Source organism: uncultured Algoriphagus sp. (assembly GCF_963974835.1).
Taxonomy (GTDB): Bacteria; Bacteroidota; Bacteroidia; order Cytophagales; family Cyclobacteriaceae; genus Algoriphagus.
Genome location: NZ_CAXBET010000005.1, coordinates 86,628 through 106,351, shown reverse-complemented (window position 1 = coordinate 106,351; position 19,724 = coordinate 86,628). Strand labels below are relative to the sequence as shown.

The following is a 19,724-nucleotide window of genomic DNA, read 5'->3' as shown; positions in this document are numbered from 1 at the left end:
TTGTGCGGATAGAGGGACTCGAACCCCCATGCCTCACGGCGCTAGATCCTAAGTCTAGTGCGTCTACCAATTTCGCCACATCCGCAGCTATTTTCTATTGGGATGCAATGTTACCTATTAATATATTAAAATAATATTAATCGGATGAGATATATGCCCCGAAGTATACAAATGAAATAGAAGTGGTTCATTTTCAACAATTTTAATTTTCCAGATATTTAGAATAAAAGCCTCTCCTAAAATTTTCTAAAATTTTTTCTGGAGAGTGGAACTTTCAATAGGAGTTTGTGATTGAACGTTCATTCACTCAATAATGGTAATGCAAAGTCAGCTAGATAAAAAGAAGTGTATCGTGATAAGTGCGCTGGATTTAATCCAAGAGCATGGTTTTCATGGATGCCCTGTCAGCCAAGTGGCAAAAAATGCCGGAGTAGCTGCGGGTACCATTTATACTTATTTTGAAAATAAAGACGATTTGATCCTAGGTGTCTTTGAATATGTAGTCGAAGAAACCAAAAAATATGTTTCAGAGCGTGATGATACTACTTTAAAATTTCGGGAAAGATTTTTTAATTATTGGAAAAATTTAACCGACTTTTATGAGTTAAATCCCTCTGTTCATGGATTTTATGATCAGTTTTTAAATTCTCCTTTCAATTCTGAGGAGATCCAACATAAACCCAATGCATGGCACGATTTCGCTTATGCCTTTTTTGAAGAGGGAATTAAGCTTGGTGAAATAAAAGAATTGAATCCTATTGTGCTTTCAATTCTTGTGAATACCAACGTCAATTCTATAGTCCGGATCAAAACCAATTTTAAAAAGAAGCTTGCCCGAAATAACATGGACCTGAATGAGATATCCAATTTGATATGGGATGGTATCAAAGCTCATTAACCCAAAGACCTTTTTCAAACTAAAACCAAATAATTATTACACACATGTTCAAAAAACGTTTACTGTTGGTCGGACTGAGTATTTTACTCTTGTCAAAATCCGCCTTCAGTCAGGAAGAAAGTGAAGTGCCCCAAGGGACGCTGACTTTGGATCAGGTGGTCGAATATGCGCTGATTAAGAGTCCGATCATCAGACAGGCTCAGATAGATCAGGAAATAGGAGAGCGGGACATCAAGTCAAATCTGGCAGATTGGTATCCTCAGATTACTGCATCTGCGGCAGGAGCCTACAATATTAAGCTGCAGCAGCAGATCATCGGTGACCAGCTTATCACTTTTGGCCAGAAGTATAACTCTAACATTTTGCTTCAAGCGGATCAGACCTTGTTTAATAGAGATCAGTTATTTGCTTCGAAATCATCTAAATATTACCGTCAGCAATTGCAGCAAGTAATAGAAGATGCCAAAATCAATACGGTAGTGGACGTGAGTAAAGCTTTCTATTCCATTCTGTTATCCGAGGAGCAAATAAAAATCCTTGACCAAAACTTAGATCGTTTGGAAAAGCAATACAAAGATGCATTCAGTCGCTTTGAAGCTGGTTTGGTGGATAAGACAGATTATCAGCGGGCATCGATTGCTTTGACTAATGTGAAAAGTGACCGTAACAGAGTTGCCAATTCTTTTGAGTCAAAGTACGACTACCTCAAGCAATTGATGGGATATCCAGACAGTTTGAATTTCACCATCGAATTTGACATTCAAGGCGCCGCGGGCATGATCGGTGAAGATGCTGCTGACCCACTTATTCTGGAAAATAGAGTAGAATATCAACTCTTGCAAACTCAGCAAACACTCAATGAGATTCAGACCACTTACGAAAAGTGGAATTACCTACCTCAACTATCAGCCTACTACAGATATAACTGGAATTACTTCAATGCAAATTTCTCTGATTTATATAGGACCGCCTATCCCATTTCATCTGTAGGACTGAATTTATCCATTCCGATTTTTCAAGGTGGTAAAAGAATCCATCAAGTAAGAGCAGCTGAACTTCAGGTTGACAGGGGTGTGATAGAACTGGAAAATCTCAGCAATCAAATTAAAACTGAATACTCAACAGCATTGGCAGACTACAACAGCAGTGTCTACGAATGGCAGTTGATAAGGGAAAATATGGTGATGGCTGAAGAAGTCTATAACATCATCAAAATGCAATATGATGAAGGAATCAAAGCCTATGTAGAACTAGTCGTAGCTGAGACTGACCTTCAAACCGCCCAGATTAACCATATTAATGCATTTTATCAGGTTTTGGAAGACAAGCTTGACCTGGAAAAAGCTTTAGGTACCATTAACTAATTAGAATCCTCCTAAAAATTTTATAGCAAATGAAATTATCATACAAACTCGTAGCTTTTTCGGCCTTGGTTATTGCAGGGTTTTCTTGCGGGCAAAAGCAACAACAGGCGGGACAGCAAGCTCCTCCTGCGACTGCGGTCACTACTTTTACATTGGTAAAAAAGTCCGTAACAGGACTTGACGAATATCCAGCTACACTTGTTCCATTGAATGAGGTGGAGATCCGTCCTCAAATCGGTGGGTACATCACAAATATTTATGTAAAAGACGGTCAGGAAGTAAAGAAAGGCCAGAAACTTTACGAAATAGACCGAAGCAAATACGCAGCATCAAGACAGCAGGCGCAAGCTTTGGTGGAAAGTGCTGAAGCAAATTTAGCTCGATTGGAAAAAGATTATGATCGCTACAAAAGGTTGGACGAGGAAGATGCAATAGCAAAGCAGACTTTAGATCATGCCCAGACAGAAGTGCTGAATGGTAAGGCCCAACTTAGCTCTGCGAAAGCGCAGCTTGAGTCAGCTTCTACGGACTTCGGCTATTCTGTACTTGTTGCTCCATTTGACGGGACAGTTGGGATTTCCCAAGTGAGATTAGGTACCCAGGTTTCTCCTGGAGCACCTTTGTTGAATACTCTTTCTTCCAATGACCCTATGTCATTGAATTTTGTGATCAATGAGCGTGAGATTCCACGCTTCAATAAAATGTTAAAGGCTGAAGAGAATCCCGATTCATTGTTTAGAATCAAATTCAGTGATGGGTCTGTTTATCCTTACAATGGCAAGTTTACTACCATCGATAGAGCAGTAGGAAGACAGTCTGGTACGATCAATCTACGAGTTCAATTCCCAAATCCGAAGCGGGATCTCATTGCAGGAATGACAGTAAACCTTATGGTGCTGAATCAGGACATTGGAGAACAAATCGTAATTCCTTACAAAGCTGTTACTGAGCAGATGGGCGAGTATTTTGTCTATGTAGTGCAGGAAGATAATACAGTAAAACAGCAAAATGTTCAGCTAGGATCACTCATAGGAGAGGATGTGGTAATCAGAGATGGTGTACAAGAAGGTGCCAAAATCGTAGTGACTGGCATCCAGAAGCTTCGTGAGGGAGCTCAGATCACTGAGCAGACTGCAGCCCAATAAATCGTTTTTTAATAAGACTTGATTAATTACTAATGATATCAGACGTATTTATAAAACGGCCAGTAACGGCAATGGTGATTTCGATCGTCATCGTGCTGGTCGGTGTTTTAGCAATTTTAAATCTCCCCGTCACACAGTATCCAGACATCACACCTCCAGTAGTTTCGGTGTCAGCCAACTACACGGGTGCAGATGCAAAGACGGTTGAGCAGACGGTAGCTACACCCATTGAAACCCAAGTGAACGGTACTCCAGGAATGGCTTACATTTCCTCGAACAATACCAGTACAGGGCAGATGCAGATGAACGTGACCTTTGAAGTAGGGACAGACATCAACATCGCTACGCTGGATGTACAGAACAGGGTTTCTATCGCCGAACCATCCCTTCCAGAGGCAGTTCGTAGATTGGGAGTAACTGTGAGAAAGAGAAATCCATCCATTATGATGGTATTGAGTATCACTTCACCAGAAGGAACCCATGACTCTAAGTTTCTTTCCAATTACGCCAACATCTTTATCAAGGATGCACTTCTCCGTGTAAACGGAGTAGGCGATATCACGGCTATTGGTCAGGATTTCAGTATGCGTGTCTGGTTAAAGCCTGATAAACTCGCACAGTACGGTATAACAGCAAGAGAAGTAACGGCTGCGATTCAGGAGCAAAACCTCCAAGTAGCATCAGGTACGGTGGGAAGTATGCCTCAGTACGATACACAGGCATTTGAATATCCGATTACCGTTAATGGCCGATTGGAAAGAGCAGAAGAATTTGATGATATCGTTTTAAGAACGAATCCTGCAGATGGCTCTCTGGTTTATTTGAAAGATGTGGCTAGAATTGAGTTGGGTCAGTTTGACTATGGCAGATATTCTACACTGGATGGAGAAGATGCTGCGATTTTGTTGGTTTACCAAGCTCCGGGAAGTAATGCCTTGGAAACAGCTGAAGGTGTATATGCCGCTTTGGATGAGTTGCAGAAAAGCTTTCCAACCGATATGAAATACACAGTGCCTTTTGAATCTGTGTCCGTTGTAGAAGTATCTATCAATGAAGTATTGCACACGTTTGTGGAAGCATTGATTCTCGTGATCATTGTAGTATTCTTATTCTTGCAGAGTTGGAGAGCTACTTTGGTTCCAGTTTTGGCGATACCGGTATCCATCATCGGTACTTTTATTTTCTTCCCTTTACTAGGATTTACAATTAATACGCTGACGCTATTTGGTTTCGTATTGGCAATCGGTATCGTGGTGGATGATGCGATTGTAGTTGTGGAAGCGGTACAGCATTACATAGATTCCAGAAAGATTTCTGCAAAAGAAGCTACGCGTCTTGCAATGAAAGATATCACAGCTCCGGTAATAGCAATTGCGTTGATTTTGGCTGCGGTATTTATTCCGGTAGGTTTTATCCCTGGTATTGTAGGTAGAATGTACCAGCAGTTTGCGATCACAATTGCGATTTCTGTATTGCTTTCAGCATTTATCGCCTTGAGTTTAACTCCAGCACTTTGTACGCTTCTTTTGAAGCCTTCAGAAGTAAATGAGCATGGAAAAGGGCTAAATAAGTTTTTCTATAAATTCAATGTGTGGTTTGAGCGTACTACGGGAAGCTATACCAATGGAGTGAGAAATAGTATCAAAAGAGCACCACTCGTATTGATTTTACTGGTATGTATTTTCGCGGGGACTTTTGGCCTTTTCCAAACCAAACCTACAGGTTTCTTGCCTACTGAGGACGAAGGGAGACTTTATGTGACGCTTCAGCTTCCTGAAGGTGCTGCGAGTAACAGAACTCAGGCTGTGATGCAAAAGATGAACGGCATTCTAGAGGAAACTGAAGGAATCAATCACGTGACTGGTATCGGTGGATTGAACGTGATCAACTTCTCATTTAAGCCAAATGCTGCAACTTTCTTCGTACAGATGGATCCTTGGGATGACAGGAAAGATCCTTCGCTCCAACTTGGAGGGATGTTGGCGACCTTGAATCAAAAGTTTGCATCAATTACCGAAGGAAGTATTGTAGTAGTTCCGCCGCCTGCGATTCCAGGTTTGGGAAGTACAGGTGGTTTCAGCTTTATGCTGGAGCAGCGTTCCGCTATTGGAGACATCAAAGAGTTTGAAGCAGCTATGGGGCAATTCCTTGCAGCTGCGAATCAACGCCCTGAAATAGCAATGGCGTATAGCTTCTTTACAGCAAAGACTCCAGGTTACCATGTGACTGTGGATAGAGAGAAAGCCAAGAAATTGGGTGTTCCTCTTACAGAAATCTTCACGACAATGTCTAACTACATGGGGAGTTCATATGTCAATGACTTCACCAGATATGGCAGGAACTTCCGAGTCGTAGCACAGGCTGACACCGCATATCGTGCAGGAATAAACAATCTGGAGCAATATTATGTACAAAGTGCCGGAGGAGAAGCTGTTCCTTTAAGTGCGTTGATTAGTTATGATGTGGTAGAAAATGCTCCGGTAATTTCACATTATAATTTGTTCCGTTCCGCTGAAATCAATGGTAATGCGGCGCCAGGCTATAGCTCCGGTCAGGCGCTGGCAGCTTTGGAAGAAGTGGCAGCCCAAACTTTGCCTGCAGGATATGGTTACGATTTCTCTGGCTTGAGTAGAGAGGAGCTTTCCTCTGGTAATGCAACCATTTTGATATTTGCACTTGCCATAATATTGGTGTCTTTGCTTTTGGCAGCCTTATATGAAAGCTGGTCGGTCCCATTCTCGGTCTTGTTGGCTTTGCCGCTTGGAGCATTCGGAGCGATTATCGCGTTACATTTCTTGCCAAAATTAGATAATAACATTTACGCCCAGATTGGTTTGATTACGCTGATAGGTTTGGCTGCGAAAAATGCCATTCTGATTGTGGAATTCGCCAAAGAACGTGTGGATGTGGGAATGCCACTGCTTCAGGCGACTTTGGAAGCGGTGAAATTGAGACTTCGTCCGATTATCATGACTTCCCTTGCCTTTATTTTGGGTGTGGTTCCTCTGGCTATTTCCAATGGAGCAGGTGCTGTGGCAAGACAGACAATTGGTTTCACTGTAATAGGAGGGATGCTTGCAGCTACTTTCCTGGCGATCTTCTTTGTGCCAGTCTTGTATGTAGTGATTACTAAAATTGCTTACGGTAAAAAGGGTTTGGCAGAATTGGAAGCCAATTATGATCCAAGTAAGCATGAAAATCATTAAGTAAGTATAAAAGTTAGTTATAATGGATATTCTCCCAGTAAGTTTCGGCTTATTGGGAGTTTTTCATTTAAGCTATTGCAGCACAAATCAATTAGGTTTTGGAGAGAATGTTATGCCTTAAAAATTGTTCATGATAGTCTATTAACTTCATAACACAAACTTCAAACCCTTTAATTTTTTTCTAGTTTAAATCAAGGCACTCCCCAGCATAAAGATGACATGTTATTTACATCTATTAAGGGATAATTGATTCCAATGGGTTTTGAAAATTATATCTAGGGAAATTCTATTGTCATATTTTGATACAATAAAAATTTTGCACTATTTAAAAGCTCAAATACCGATTATATGAAAAACACCTTCCCCTTAATTTTACTCCTCTTAGTAATGACTGTAGAGGGTTATGCCAAAACAGATACTATTCAAATTGTAAATAGCAAAACCAGCATCACCTACAAAGCACTTGTAGTCACACCTGAAGCCTACGATCAAGGAGATGACAAGTTCCCAACACTTTATCTTTTGCACGGAGGAATGGGACAATTCTCAGATTGGACTAAACAGATATCTGATAAAACTTTGATACAGAGATTGTCTGATCAATATGGTTTTATTATTGTAATGCCAGAAGGAGAGAAATTTAGTTATTACATTGATAGTCCCGTGGAAGCCACTAGTCAATTTGAAAGCTACATATCAAAAGACGTGATTGGGCAAATAGATTCTAAGTATAGAACGATTGCGAAAAAAGAGGGTAGAGCTATTACAGGATTATCTATGGGTGGATTTGGGTCTTTGTTTATTGCAGCAAATCATCCTGATTTATTTATAGCTGTAGGAAGCATGAGTGGCGCTATAAATCCAGATATGAAGGGATGGAAACTTCCTCAGGAAGCAATGACAAACATTGGGAATGCTTTTGCTGGCATTTTGGGAAGTAAAGAAGAATATCCAGAACGCTATCATGCTGTCAGCATCATAAATAATATCGATACCTATAAAAAGAACAACATTCGCTTAATGATTGATTGTGGTGTAGACGATTTTTTAATTGAGCCAAACAGGGAATTGCATAGGAGATTGGTTTTTGAAGGAATTTCCCATGATTATACCGAAAGGGATGGGGGACATTCCTGGGGATATTGGGAAAATGCTCTCCCTTATCACATGATATTCTTCGCAAGTATTCTTGAGAAATAATAAGTGAATTTTGATCAGGAATGGCCTGAACGTCAAACGAAAAATAAGGACATTTAATAGACCGCAATAAAAAAGCTTGATTAGGTAGCATCCCATTAAGTGTGTAAGTGTATGAAAGTTATTCCGGAATTTTTCGGCCCATTGAAAGGCCGGGAAAAATTACGGAAATAACTTTTCGGGGTAACTTTACACATTTAAAGCTATGAAAAAAGAAGATGTCCTGAGCGATGAATTCCTCAAGCAGTTTAAAACAGGAGAAGAGTTGTACTCTTTCCTTGCACAGATCCAGAAGCGTGGGGTCGAACAGATCCTGGAAGGTGAACTGGATTCCCATCTGGGATACGATAAGCACCAGCCTTCTGCCAGTGATAACACACGAAACGGCCACAGTAAGAAAAAAATCAAAAACCAGTTTGGGGTAGCGGAGATTCAGGTTCCCCGTGACAGGGACGCGTCTTTTACTCCAGCTCTTGTGCCAAAGCGTAAAAACATGGCTCAGGGAGTAGAAAACATCATCATCTCCCTGTACGCCAAGGGCATGAGTGTCAGCGATATCGAAGAACAGATCAGGGAACTCTATAACATCGAACTTTCCACCTCTGCCATATCCAGAATCACTGAGCGAGTTTCGCAGGATATTACCCTGTGGCAGAACAGACCACTCGAATCTGTCTATTGCATCGTTTGGATGGATGGGATTGTTTTCAAAGTCAGGGAGAACTCCAGGGTAATAGACAAAACCATTTACATAGCCATAGGACTGCGCACTGATGGTAAGAAGGAAGTTCTAGGTCTTTGGTTGGGCAAGAACGAATCGGCAGCCTTCTGGCTGGGTGTATTGACCGATTTGCGGTCCAGGGGCGTCCAGGACATCCTGATTACCGCCACTGATAACCTGAAAGGTTTTACAGATGCCATCAGATCAGTTTTTCCCCAATCCACCAAGCAAATCTGTATTGTCCATCAGATCCGCAACGCCTGTCGCTATGTGGTCTGGAAGGACCGAAAAGCCTTCACTGCTGATATGAAAGAAATCTATACGGCTCCAAACCGTGAGGCAGCAGCCCTTGCGCTGGATCTGTTGGAGGCCGCATGGAGTCAGAAATACGGCTATGCGATCAAAAGCTGGAGGGATAACTGGGAGGAGCTGACTGCATTCCTGGCTTTCCCAATGGAAATCAGAAAGATCATCTAAACCACCAATATCATCGAAAACCTGAATGGAAAAATCAGAAAATACACCAAGAATAAACTTTCCTATCCAACTGATGACGCGGTAATGAAATCCGTGTTCCTGGCAGTCAACGAATCCACCAAAAAATGGACTATGCCAATCAGGGACTGGGGTACCATCCTAAACCAATTTATGATTATGTTTGAAAACCGTCTAAAATTCTAACCAAATCCTAAAATTCATTTACACACTTTTCGGGATAGTGTCCTTGATTACAATAAAACCTCGCCTTAAGGTGAGGTTTTATTATTCAGTAGTCTATCTGTTAGTCTTTTTATTCCACTTTCCCTTTGTGTTTTGGATCAAAATCAACCATCCATTCAATGCCGTATTTGTCCCGAAACATCCCGAAATAGGAACCCCAAGGGCTTTCACCCATCGGCACTTCTATACTTCCTCCTACGGAAAGTCCATCAAATAACTTTACAGCTTCTTCCTTGCTTGCTGCACCGATAGATATTTTAGACCTGTGTTCATTTTCATTTACCCTGCCCATTCTTTCCGGTACATCATTTCCCATTAGGATGTTTTGTCCGATTGGCAAAGCAATGTGCATGATCTTGTCTTTTTCATGATCAGCAATTGGGTTTTCAGGAATATCGAGGTCTTTGAAACGGGTAATATTCGCGAATTCTCCGCCAAAGACAGATTTGTAAAAATTGAATGCCTCTTCAGCATTTCCATTGAAGTTAATGTATGGGTTAATAAGTGCCATGGTTATTTTGTTAGTGTATTGCCTTAGATGTAGTTAATGTAATCCAAAGCTATAGCTAGGATAATAAAAGTCTAGGTCCAAAGACGTCAAAGAATAGGTAGTATGCGTCAGACAACCCTTTAGAACATTCTTAAGATTTCTGATATACTGTTAACTAGAATATAAGGATGAAATTTTTATTTGCAATCTTCATCTGTATATCGTAATATTGCAATCAATAAATGAAAGCAAATGGGACTTACCAAAACTGAAATATTTTCGGAGCAACAAAATGAGATCGCGATTTTTGCGAAGGCATTTGCTCATCCAGCCAGAGTAGCGATTTTGCAGCATTTATTTAAAATGAATAGCTGTGTTTGCGGAGAATTGGTTATTGAGATCGGTTTGGCGCAACCAACCATTTCCCAACATTTGAAGGAACTCAAGCAATTAGGTCTTATCAAAGGAAATATAGAAGGTACTAGTGTTTGCTATTGTATCGACAGGGAAAACTGGAATAGAATGAAGAGAGTGCTAAATGAATTCTTTGATCAGGATTTAAAGGCAAAAGGAAATTGCTGCTAGCAAAACTCTTATTTGGATAGTACCAACGCCAATAGTCTCAATTTGCTTTTCATGTCAGAAAATCGACTTCAAATAACCGAAATAGTCCGAAGTAAAGAAATTAGCATGTTTTGGAAAGCTTTTTTGCTTTAAAACAGTTCTGGTAGAAATATAAAAATCACATTTAAACAACTTAGTTATGAAATTGTCAGAAGTAAAATCAGCATTGGGAAAGTTAGATACAATTGCTTTTCAACTTCCAACTGGGGAATTGGTTCCAACTCATTTTCATGTCACTGAAGTGGGAAAAGTTGCCAAGCATTTTATCGATTGTGGAGGAACAGTGAGAAACGAACAGGTGGCTAATTTCCAGCTTTGGAATGCGGACGATTATAATCACAGACTTCATCCAGAGAAGTTGCTTAGCATTATTGAGCTTTCTGAGAAAGTGCTGGAAATGGGAGACCTGCAAGTGGAAGTAGAATATCAGGCCGAAACCATTGGGAAGTTTGGGTTACATTTCGATGGAGTTAATTTCCAGTTGACCAGAAAACAAACTGATTGTTTGGCGAAGGATAATTGCGGGGTTCCGAAGCAAAAGTCAAAAGTAAGATTGTCTACTTTGCAAGCTACTGATACTTCCTGTACTCCCGGCTCAGGCTGCTGCTAATCCAAATTATTACATTTCAGTGAACATGCCTAAAATTGAATTGCTGCCGGTTTTATCCCAAACTATAGATAAAGCTAAAGCGCTCCCGATTTCAGATGAAAGAAAGCAAGTGCTTCAGAAGCTGATAGATTACATTCAACAAAAGGTAGATGCCAAGGAAGAAATTAATCTGACATTTATCTGTACTCATAATTCCAGACGAAGTCAATTTTCCCAGATTTGGGCACAGACAGCGGCGCAATTATATTCTATTCCTGCAGGCTGCTTTTCTGGTGGGGTAGAGGTCACTTCTTTCAATGAAAGAGCAGTTGAATCTGTAAAGAGGAGCGGATTTAGAGTAGCCAAAAAAGGAGATATAAATCCAATTTATCAAGTATTCTACTCGGACGATGCTAATCCAATTATTGCTTTTTCCAAGCTTTATGATGATCCTGTCAATGAGGCAGAACGTTTTGCGGCGGTGATGACCTGTGATCATGCAGACGAAAATTGTCCCTTTATTCCCGGCACCGAAAGTAGAATACCGGTTCGCTATGAGGACCCGAAAGAATTTGATAATACCTCTGAAGAAGCCAGTAAATATGATGAGCGATCTCTGCAAATTGCCTCAGAGATGCTGTATGCATTCTCGAAAATTTCGATCTAATTGATTTTAGCTCAAAGAAGATGATTTTTTTTCAGGGGATATTGGATAAATAGTAAGGTAAGTGAGTGGAATTGGGTTAGTATTCCCAAAGCCCATTTGCTTTTGTTAAAATAACCGGAGCACCATCAGTGATCAAAATGGTTTGTTCATGTTGGGTGACAAATCCTCCTTTGTTTCCTACCAGCGTCCAACCATCGTTTTGTTCCACAGCAATGGTAGAATTGGTCGAAATAAAAGTTTCAATTGCAACAGTAGTGTTTTTTTTGAAACGCTCTCTGTTGCTTTTGACTCTATAGTTTAAAATGTCTTCTGGCTTTTCGTGCAGACTCCTTCCGACTCCGTGTCCGGCTAAGTTTTTAATGACTTTATAGCCTGATTTCCTAGCTTCAGTTTCAATCAGATGCCCAATGTCGGCGATTTTCACTCCACCTTTTATAGCGTTGATTGCTTTGTGAAGGATGTTTTTGGAAGCATCCACCAAAGGCTGATGATTATGAATGTCCTCACCAAGTACAAATGAACCGCCGTTGTCAGACCAAAAACCGTTGAGTTCGGCAGAGACGTCAATATTGATCAGGTCACCTTCTTTTAATATAATTTTCTCGGAAGGAATTCCATGAGCAGCTACCTCATTTACGCTGATACAAGTGTATCCCGGAAATTTATAGGTTTCATAAGGAGCAGATTTTGCACCGTAACTTTTCAGAATTTCCCCACCGTATTCGTCAAGCTCCTTGGTGGAGATTCCGACTTTGGCGAATTCTGTCATAAGTCTGAGTGTGGTTCCTACAACTTCTGAAATTTTTTTCATTCCGATAAGTTCGGATTCCTTTGAGATGGACATGCTGATCTTGGTTAAGTAGATATAACAGGTTTAAGATAAAATGGTGCCTCAATATGATTTTTTAATTCCAATTTTTCCTTCAGACTAGTCTTTTAAGAGTTTTTCTGTATGATTAGTATATTACCTATGTGTTGAGATCAGAATGATAAAAAATTGAAATTCATAAGCTTAGTTCAATAATCGTAAGAGGATTGTTAAATTAGTGCCAGCGCAATTCTGTGTTTTTTAAAGGATCTATATTTTTGAAAAGATCAAAATTTTTGTCTTTATTGATTTGCCACCAGGAAAAATAGGAGTCAGCAACAGTAGCGCGAACATTGTTATTTTGTTCTATCCATTCAAAATTATTTTTGTTTTCCACTATCGGATTTTGAGAAGGAAATGTGCCAATTAAATTTTCGCTTTCCACCGCCCGAGCCCGGATGGATTCTATAGTCCATAGAACATACATACCTAATGTGCATTCCGGAAGCCAATAAGAGGATATCATGTTAACAGGAAAGTCCTTGATCAGTTGACTTTCATTTCTGTAGGCTAGCAGGGCTGGAATATCCTCATAAGAAAAATTAGGCAGTTCTGAAGAATTGTAATCGCCTTTCTTAAGCAATTCCACATAGTTGTCCACGCTTACATTGGATGGATCTGAATCGTCCTCACACCCAAGGAAACTAATTAGACAAAGACAGATAAGTAGGATTTTCAGGTTTTTCATTAGGAGATGGGTTAAGGGTTATATCCAATTAGCTATACTACTACTACTACTAACTAAATCGAAATTTATCTCATTTGAATTAAATTCATCATTCCATTTACTAGATTATGTGAAATTAAGGCTAGTAAAATACTTCTGCTTTTCAAGGTAATCCAACCCCACAATAAACCATAGATCATCGTTACTGTAAATGGTTGAAAATCAAATATAATATTAAAGTCTTTTGTAAGGAAAAAACCGTGTGCCATTCCAAACAATATGGAAGTTATCCAAAGCGCAGGATTCAAAATCAAGTTTTTGCTTTTCAATATTTTCACCAATAGCCCTAGCATAATTCCGCGATATGCAATTTCCTCATTTATGCCTGGCATGGTAAATTGGAAAAAGAGGGTTTCAAAGTTTACCGATTTAGAGGGTGAGAAAAAGGCAACTATACTTTGAATTATTAAAATAATGATGACAAGAGAAATCCCTTGTTTTAAAAATTGTCTATCCTGTTTGAAATTTAAGAAATAGTCAGATACAGGAAATTTTCTATAAACAGCTAAAAATAGCAATGCTCCAATTATAGCGTAGGTTTTTCCGGACCAATTCCAATTGATATTCCAGTTAGAAATTTTTAGGTCAGGATAAATGAATGGTAAATAAAGAAGTACTTGATTTAAAAGATAAAATGCTGTGAAGGCGACTAAAATTTTGACAGTCTCTAATTTTCTGTTTTTTAAGGTGAGCAGAACAATCGGCAATACAAATAATAATTGAAGTGCACTTTCAGCTAGTATTCTAATCATAGTTTTGAAAAAATCTTATCTTAAAATTTATCAGATAATTAATTAATTTATTTGTCTAAGTTTAAAAGAAAAAGCCGACAATCAACTTGTCGGCTCTAGTATTCATTATCCTTTTAAAATAGATTATCTGTTAGTGTTGCTCTTTGTAAACTCTACGGAGAAACAATCTTTACTTCCAGAAATCAGCATTCTCTATATCGGCATCTTTAGCTACAAAGACAGGATCTTTGCCTTCTTTTTTCTGACGCTGATAATCCTTTAAAGCCTTGAAAGCTGGCTTGCGAAGTAGAATAATAGCGATAATATTCAACCAAGCCATCAAGCCGACACCGATGTCACCCATAGTCCAAGCCATCTCTGCGGTTTTGATAGTTCCGTAGAATGTAGCTCCTAAAATAGCAAGTCTCAAAACCCAGATACCCCATTTGTTCTGGGTTTTTCTGGTCAAATAACTCAGGTTGGTTTCTGCGATATAGTAATAAGCCATGATTGTTGTGAAGGCAAAAAATAGCAAAGATACTGCAACAAATCCTGCTCCTAGCGATGGGAACTGAGATGCCACAGCAAACTGCGTGTACTCCGGACCAAATGCTACTCCAGGGAGATTTTCTACTATAAATCCCCCTTCTGGATTTAATACGTTAAACTGGCCGGTGAAGAGTATCATCAAAGCGGTGGCAGTACAAACGAAGAGTGTATCCACATATACCGAAAACGCCTGTACCAGTCCTTGTTTTACAGGATGACTTACTTCGGCTGCAGAAGCAGCGTGCGGAGCAGTTCCCTGACCAGCTTCGTTGGAGTAAATCCCTCTTTTCACCCCCCAAGCGATAGCCATACCAAAAACACCACTAAAAGCAGCTTCCAGATTGAATGCTGATTTGAAGATTAAGGCAAATACTGCGGGCACCTCCGTGATATTGATACAAATAATAATTACAGCCATAAGGATGTAAGCTCCCGCCATAAAAGGAATTACAACCTCGGCTACTTTACTGATTCTCTTCACTCCACCCAAGATGATCAACGCCATCAAAACAGTAATAATAATTCCAGTCCACATTACAGGAATATCAAATGCGTTAGCCATACTTAAGGCGATACTATTGCTTTGAACTCCTGGCATAAAGATCGCCGTTGCTAGAATAGTGGCAAAAGCAAAGAGCATTGCATACCACTTCTTACCAATTCCCTTTTCTATGTAATAAGCAGGTCCACCTCTGTATTCTCCATTATTTACCTCCTTATAAATTTGGCCCAATGTAGACTCTACGAATGCTGAAGATGCACCAAGAAATGCGATCATCCACATCCAAAATATGGCTCCAGGGCCGCCCATAGCAATGGCAGTAGCTACACCCGCAATATTTCCTGTACCCACTCTACCAGATATAGCAATAGCGAATGCCTGAAAGGATGAAACGCCTTCTTTGGACGATTCTCCTTTGAATAGGAGTTGAACCATTTCTTTCAGATAAGTCACCTGTAGAAATTTGGTGGCAAAGGAAAAATATACTCCGGCAGCCAGGCAAAGAAAGATCAATGCATTACTCCAGACAACCGCGTTAATAGCTTCTACTATTTCTTTCATGTGTTTTTAATTGTTTTTCAATCGACATCCCGAGCTATCGGGAGGAATATCGCGTACCTGATACTCAAAATTTTTGAGTGGTTTCGCAGTACGCTTGAATTCATTTTTTGAATTTAAAACTTAGAATTTCTGATGATAAGTGTAATCTGGGTTTATTTTGAACCCGAAGAAAGTGAAAATTCTGCGATAATAGCAGAATAATCATTTTGAATGGCCGTAATAATTGATCAGTTTCATTTGAAAATTGGGTGTTATTGGAAAAAGCTTAATTTTTATTCAGATTGTCAAACTTGCTCATTTACCTGATGTGTAAAACTCACTTCGGATCAAATTCGATGAGCTCAAATCTATTTCCCCAAGGATCTCTGAAAAAACAACGATCACGACCATCGATTACAGAGGAAAAGCTGACTGGTATAGTTATATTTTGAAGGAAGGATTTGGCATCATCTAAGTTTTCAACCACGAATGCCGGATGTCTGGATGAGTTACTTTGATGATTATCTTCCTCCCTTATATGCAACTCTATATTTCCTAACTTCAGCCAGATCGCTCCGTTTGGATGCTGCCCAGGAATTTCTTCCAATAACAGCTTTTTAATATAAAATTCCCTTGCGAGCTCACGGGTATTGGCGGGAATGGTGATTAGGATGTGATCCAAAACTTTGATTGCTAGCATTTTCGTTTTTTCAAAAATTGTCTTCGATATAAAGCCAGCTTCAATATACCCTTGATACTATTAAAACTAAAAAATCACCCCAGCTTATAAAGGGGTGATTTTTTGATATTGTTTTAGTAACATGTTTTTATGGTTCTACAAGCTCTGGAAGTTTGGCGTCAAAGAGAGCTGCAAATTCCTGACTAGTCAAAATATGGCCTTGTTTTTTGGCATTATTAGCTATGCTGTATCCCCACTCTGCAGCCGCCATTCTCTGAAGCGGAGTGCCGTGATGGCCACTATTTGCAAAACCACAATCTCCGATGTTGAAGAAAACCTGAAGGAATTGTTGTACTCTTTTCCATTGCATAGTCGCCCCTCTAGCATGAGATAAGTAATAAGCTGAATAAGCATCAGCCATGAGCTCTGTTCTTCTAGTAGCTTCAGCAGGATCTGATATAGGGCTATCGAATAATCCTAATTGAAATTGGATATGATGGCCAAATTCATGTGCTAATATAGCCTGAGGAGCAACATCACTAAAACCTAGTGCAGTATAAGCATCCATGATCCCATCACCCATAATTATTTTAGAAGGAATCACTCCGTAAGGAGGGAAAGGGAAACTGCTTTGAGCAAAGGCATTAAAGGTAAATATCGGATGGTCTCCATTCCTGTATTGGGGATAATTATTCAGCAAATCTAAAATAAAGTCAGCCCAGAACTCAGCATCCTCTTGAGTATCCGAAGGATAAAGAATTCGATCAATTCTAATCACCTTTTCTCTGTCGAGTAGCATGTCACCATGCATAGCTGCCAAAACAATATTTTTAGAATCGATATTCCAAAAGCGTTGCAAATCTTTAAATGCTTTGGTTAAAGGCTTGGTATACTCTCCATCCTTACCGAAATATTGGCCCTGTGAGCTGTTTTCAAATAGTAAGGCATCGTAGGTAGGGAAATCCAACATACCGGAAACAGAAGCATAATATATTATTTCAGCATTCCAATCCGCAAGTTCCTGGTCGAGCCAAAAATTTAGATCAGTATCACCACAATCCGTAGGGGCCACTGCTTCCAGTGCTCTACGTACCATTTCCCTGTATTGCGGATCTGTTTGTAAATCTAAATTTAATTGCCGTGCGGATTCGGATCCTAAATTAAGTTGCGGATTTGATCTACCCTCAGATCCTTCAGGTAAGGCTTGGATTTTATCTTTTAATTGAGCCGATATTAAATCTGATTCTGTTGGATTAATAGATTCCGTCGGTTCTATTTCACATGCTGTAAGTAGCATGATAGAGGCTGCAAAAAATGCGGCAAGATGCCTGGTAAAGAATTTTGATTGTTTCATAATAAATTAAAATTTTAGTGTTGAAAATAACATGAAATCCAGGATCACATTTAAAAAGCTGGATGATTAAAAATACCTATTCAATGTAATCGTTTACTTGAAAATATAAGGAATATTATTTGGAATAGTAAATTGAACAGCCTGGAAATATAGTTTTTAAGAAGATTTTTTTAAGTCAAAATTTTATGGTTAGTGAAAATACTGAATCTAAAAAGTATGGTTTTAGATGACAAGAATGTTTTCAGATTTTTGTCATAGATCTATCAATCCTTTTTAAGTAATTGCAGTTAGTGCCTCCTAATATTTTAACTGGGCAACTAATTTTATTAAACCCAAAATGCATCGTTATTAATGAATCTGCCCCTTATCGATTTAATAGTTTTCCTTGTTTACATGGCAGCAATTGTACTTTTTGGTGTCTCTTTTTCTTTTAAGAAAAGAACAGCACTAGAGTATACTACAGGGGGAGGAAGGCTTCCAAGCTGGGCAATAGGCATGTCTATTTTTGCTACGTTCGTCAGCAGTATTAGCTTCCTCGCTTTACCGGGCAATGCTTACCTATCCAATTGGAACGGGTTTGTATTTAGTCTTTCTATTCCATTTGCAGCGTGGATAGCTGTAAAATATTTTGTCCCACTGTATAGAAATCTCAGAAGCGAGTCGGCTTACTACTATTTGGAAACTCGCTTTGGTCCTTGGGCAAGTATTTATGCATCAATTTGTTATTTACTTACTCAGCTGGCGAGGATGGGGGCGATCATGTATTTGCTTGCTTTACCCATGAATGCGCTCTTTGGTTGGAGTATCCCTATAATAATTATTTGTACGGGGGTAAGCGTGATGATATATGCCATGTTTGGAGGTATCGAAGCCGTGATCTGGACGGATGCAATCCAAGGAATCGTATTGATAGGAGGCGCATTGCTCTGCTTGTGTGTGATTTTGTTTTCGATGCCAAACGGGCCATTGGAAGCAGTCACAATTGCAGCAGAATCCCGTAAGTTCAGCTTAGGTAGTTTCAGATTCAATTTTGTAGAATCCACCTTCTGGATGATTCTCATCTATGGATTGTTTATAAACCTTCAGAATTTTGGCATTGACCAAAGTTATGTACAGCGATACATTACTGCGAAATCTGAGAAGGAGGCTGTGCAATCAACCTGGCTGGGCAGTCTTCTCTATCTACCCGTATCCTTTTTGTTTTTCTTTATAGGAACATCATTGTACTCATACTATCAGGCTTTTCCGGATTTACTTCCTGCTGAATTGCAACTAGGAGAAAACTCAGATAAGGTTTTCCCTTACTTTATTGTATCGGGATTGCCAGTGGGTGTGACAGGGATATTAATAGCATCGATTTTTGCTGCTGGTATGAGTACAGTATCGACCAGTATCAATAGCTCTGCGACGGTTTTTCTCTCAGATCATTATAGAAAATATATTCGTCAAAGTGCCACCGAGAAGCAATCAATGCAGGTTTTGTGGATTAGTTCCTTCGTAATGGGAATACTGAGCATTGCGGTGGCTTTAGCATTCAATGGAGTCACCAGTGCATTGGATGCATGGTGGGCTCTTTCATCTATTTTCAGCGGAGGTATACTAGGTTTGTTTTTGCTGGCTTTTATTGTAAAAAAGGCTACAGGAAAAGCCGCGGGAATTGGAGTTTTATGCGGAGTAGTTGTGATAGGATGGATGAGTCTTTCTCCAGTGCTGTTAAGTGGAACTGAAATGGAGGGCTTTCAAAACAGACTTCATACTAACTTGACTATTGTGATGGGCACAATCACCATTTTTATCGTTGGTTTTCTTGTCACAGGTTTCTTTTATAAACGAAAATCAAGTAAGTAGAATGATTTTAGTAAACAGCTTCGACATATGGATATTACATTTTTAGCTATTCGGGCTGATCTAAACTTATGGAGGAAAAATATATTCTATGCAATTAATATAATTGTTTTTTGCTACAAAATAATATTTAAAATACAGATAAAGTATAATGAAAGTAATATTATTATATGTGATAATATAATTGCTTGTTTCTCTACACTATAGTTCAGTTTCTTAATTGAGATAAATTTTTCTGATATAATTTTACTCGATATTTTGCCGTTTAAAACTAGTTTTGAGCGCAAAAATTTTTGATAAATTGGTAT

General features: G+C 39.3%; 16 protein-coding genes, 1 tRNA gene and 1 pseudogene. 10 read left to right on the top strand and 8 right to left on the bottom strand.

Features of this window, described 5'->3' with window-relative positions; translation table 11 throughout:
• Window positions 1–3 precede the first annotated feature (3 nt).
• Window positions 4–85 (bottom strand) — tRNA-Leu (locus AACZ73_RS11815).
• A 234-nt stretch (window positions 86–319) separates the two neighbouring features.
• On the opposite strand from AACZ73_RS11815, the gene AACZ73_RS11810 reads away from it, so the two are divergent.
• The 6 genes and pseudogenes from AACZ73_RS11810 to AACZ73_RS11785 all read left to right on the top strand — a co-directional run bounded on the left by AACZ73_RS11810 (window position 320) and on the right by AACZ73_RS11785 (window position 9,212).
• A complete protein-coding gene (locus AACZ73_RS11810; protein ID WP_339878049.1) occupies window positions 320–898 on the top strand; it encodes a TetR/AcrR family transcriptional regulator in 579 nt (192 codons plus the stop codon).
• A 44-nt stretch (window positions 899–942) separates the two neighbouring features.
• Entirely contained in the window at window positions 943–2,262 is a 1,320-nt protein-coding gene (locus tag AACZ73_RS11805; protein ID WP_339878047.1) for a TolC family protein, read from the top strand.
• Between the two features lie 29 nt (window positions 2,263–2,291).
• Window positions 2,292–3,407 (top strand): efflux RND transporter periplasmic adaptor subunit, encoded by a 1,116-nt coding sequence (locus tag AACZ73_RS11800; RefSeq protein WP_339878046.1) that lies wholly within the window; start codon window positions 2,292–2,294, stop codon window positions 3,405–3,407.
• 32 nt (window positions 3,408–3,439) lie between these two features.
• Entirely contained in the window at window positions 3,440–6,613 is a 3,174-nt protein-coding gene (locus AACZ73_RS11795; RefSeq protein WP_339878045.1) for a multidrug efflux RND transporter permease subunit, read from the top strand.
• Between the two features lie 348 nt (window positions 6,614–6,961).
• A complete protein-coding gene (locus tag AACZ73_RS11790) occupies window positions 6,962–7,813 on the top strand; it encodes an alpha/beta hydrolase family protein (protein WP_339878044.1) in 852 nt (283 codons plus the stop codon).
• A gap of 202 nt (window positions 7,814–8,015) precedes the next feature.
• Window positions 8,016–9,212 (top strand): annotated as a pseudogene (locus tag AACZ73_RS11785) (IS256 family transposase).
• 109 nt (window positions 9,213–9,321) lie between these two features.
• Here AACZ73_RS11785 and AACZ73_RS11780 read toward each other — a convergent pair.
• Window positions 9,322–9,762: a VOC family protein gene (locus AACZ73_RS11780; protein ID WP_339878043.1), complete on the bottom strand. Its 441-nt coding sequence runs from the start codon at window positions 9,760–9,762 to the stop codon at window positions 9,322–9,324.
• 231 nt (window positions 9,763–9,993) lie between these two features.
• Here AACZ73_RS11780 and AACZ73_RS11775 point away from each other — a divergent pair, with 231 nt between their 5' ends.
• The 3 genes from AACZ73_RS11775 to AACZ73_RS11765 all read left to right on the top strand — a co-directional run bounded on the left by AACZ73_RS11775 (window position 9,994) and on the right by AACZ73_RS11765 (window position 11,621).
• Complete coding sequence (locus AACZ73_RS11775; protein WP_339878042.1) at window positions 9,994–10,326, top strand: metalloregulator ArsR/SmtB family transcription factor; 333 nt, start codon at window positions 9,994–9,996, stop codon at window positions 10,324–10,326.
• 178 nt (window positions 10,327–10,504) lie between these two features.
• Window positions 10,505–10,975 (top strand): DUF6428 family protein, encoded by a 471-nt coding sequence (locus tag AACZ73_RS11770; RefSeq protein WP_339878040.1) that lies wholly within the window; start codon window positions 10,505–10,507, stop codon window positions 10,973–10,975.
• A gap of 25 nt (window positions 10,976–11,000) precedes the next feature.
• Window positions 11,001–11,621, top strand: coding sequence for a protein-tyrosine-phosphatase (locus tag AACZ73_RS11765; protein WP_339878039.1), 621 nt, complete (start codon window positions 11,001–11,003; stop codon window positions 11,619–11,621).
• Window positions 11,622–11,697: 76 nt separating this feature from the next.
• Here the strand turns inward: AACZ73_RS11765 and map are convergent, their stop codons facing one another.
• The 6 genes from map to AACZ73_RS11735 all read right to left on the bottom strand — a co-directional run bounded on the left by map (window position 11,698) and on the right by AACZ73_RS11735 (window position 17,571).
• A complete protein-coding gene (gene map / locus AACZ73_RS11760; RefSeq protein WP_339878037.1) occupies window positions 11,698–12,465 on the bottom strand; it encodes a type I methionyl aminopeptidase in 768 nt (255 codons plus the stop codon).
• A 199-nt stretch (window positions 12,466–12,664) separates the two neighbouring features.
• Complete coding sequence (locus AACZ73_RS11755; protein ID WP_339878035.1) at window positions 12,665–13,177, bottom strand: DUF4943 family protein; 513 nt, start codon at window positions 13,175–13,177, stop codon at window positions 12,665–12,667.
• 65 nt (window positions 13,178–13,242) lie between these two features.
• The gene (locus AACZ73_RS11750; protein ID WP_339878034.1) at window positions 13,243–13,968 is read right to left on the bottom strand and encodes a CPBP family intramembrane glutamic endopeptidase; all 726 of its coding nucleotides are present in this window, start codon (window positions 13,966–13,968) and stop codon (window positions 13,243–13,245) included.
• A gap of 169 nt (window positions 13,969–14,137) precedes the next feature.
• Complete coding sequence (locus AACZ73_RS11745; protein ID WP_339878032.1) at window positions 14,138–15,559, bottom strand: alanine/glycine:cation symporter family protein; 1,422 nt, start codon at window positions 15,557–15,559, stop codon at window positions 14,138–14,140.
• Window positions 15,560–15,875: 316 nt separating this feature from the next.
• On the bottom strand, window positions 15,876–16,238 hold the full coding sequence (locus tag AACZ73_RS11740; protein WP_339878031.1) for a phage portal protein: 363 nt from the start codon (window positions 16,236–16,238) through the stop codon (window positions 15,876–15,878).
• 127 nt (window positions 16,239–16,365) lie between these two features.
• Entirely contained in the window at window positions 16,366–17,571 is a 1,206-nt protein-coding gene (locus AACZ73_RS11735; RefSeq protein ID WP_339878029.1) for a hypothetical protein, read from the bottom strand.
• 351 nt (window positions 17,572–17,922) lie between these two features.
• Here AACZ73_RS11735 and AACZ73_RS11730 point away from each other — a divergent pair, with 351 nt between their 5' ends.
• Window positions 17,923–19,419 carry a sodium:solute symporter gene (locus tag AACZ73_RS11730; RefSeq protein ID WP_339878028.1) on the top strand — a complete coding sequence of 499 codons (1,497 nt, stop codon included), beginning with the start codon at window positions 17,923–17,925 and terminating at the stop codon, window positions 19,417–19,419.
• The last annotated feature ends 305 nt before the right edge of the window (window positions 19,420–19,724 follow it).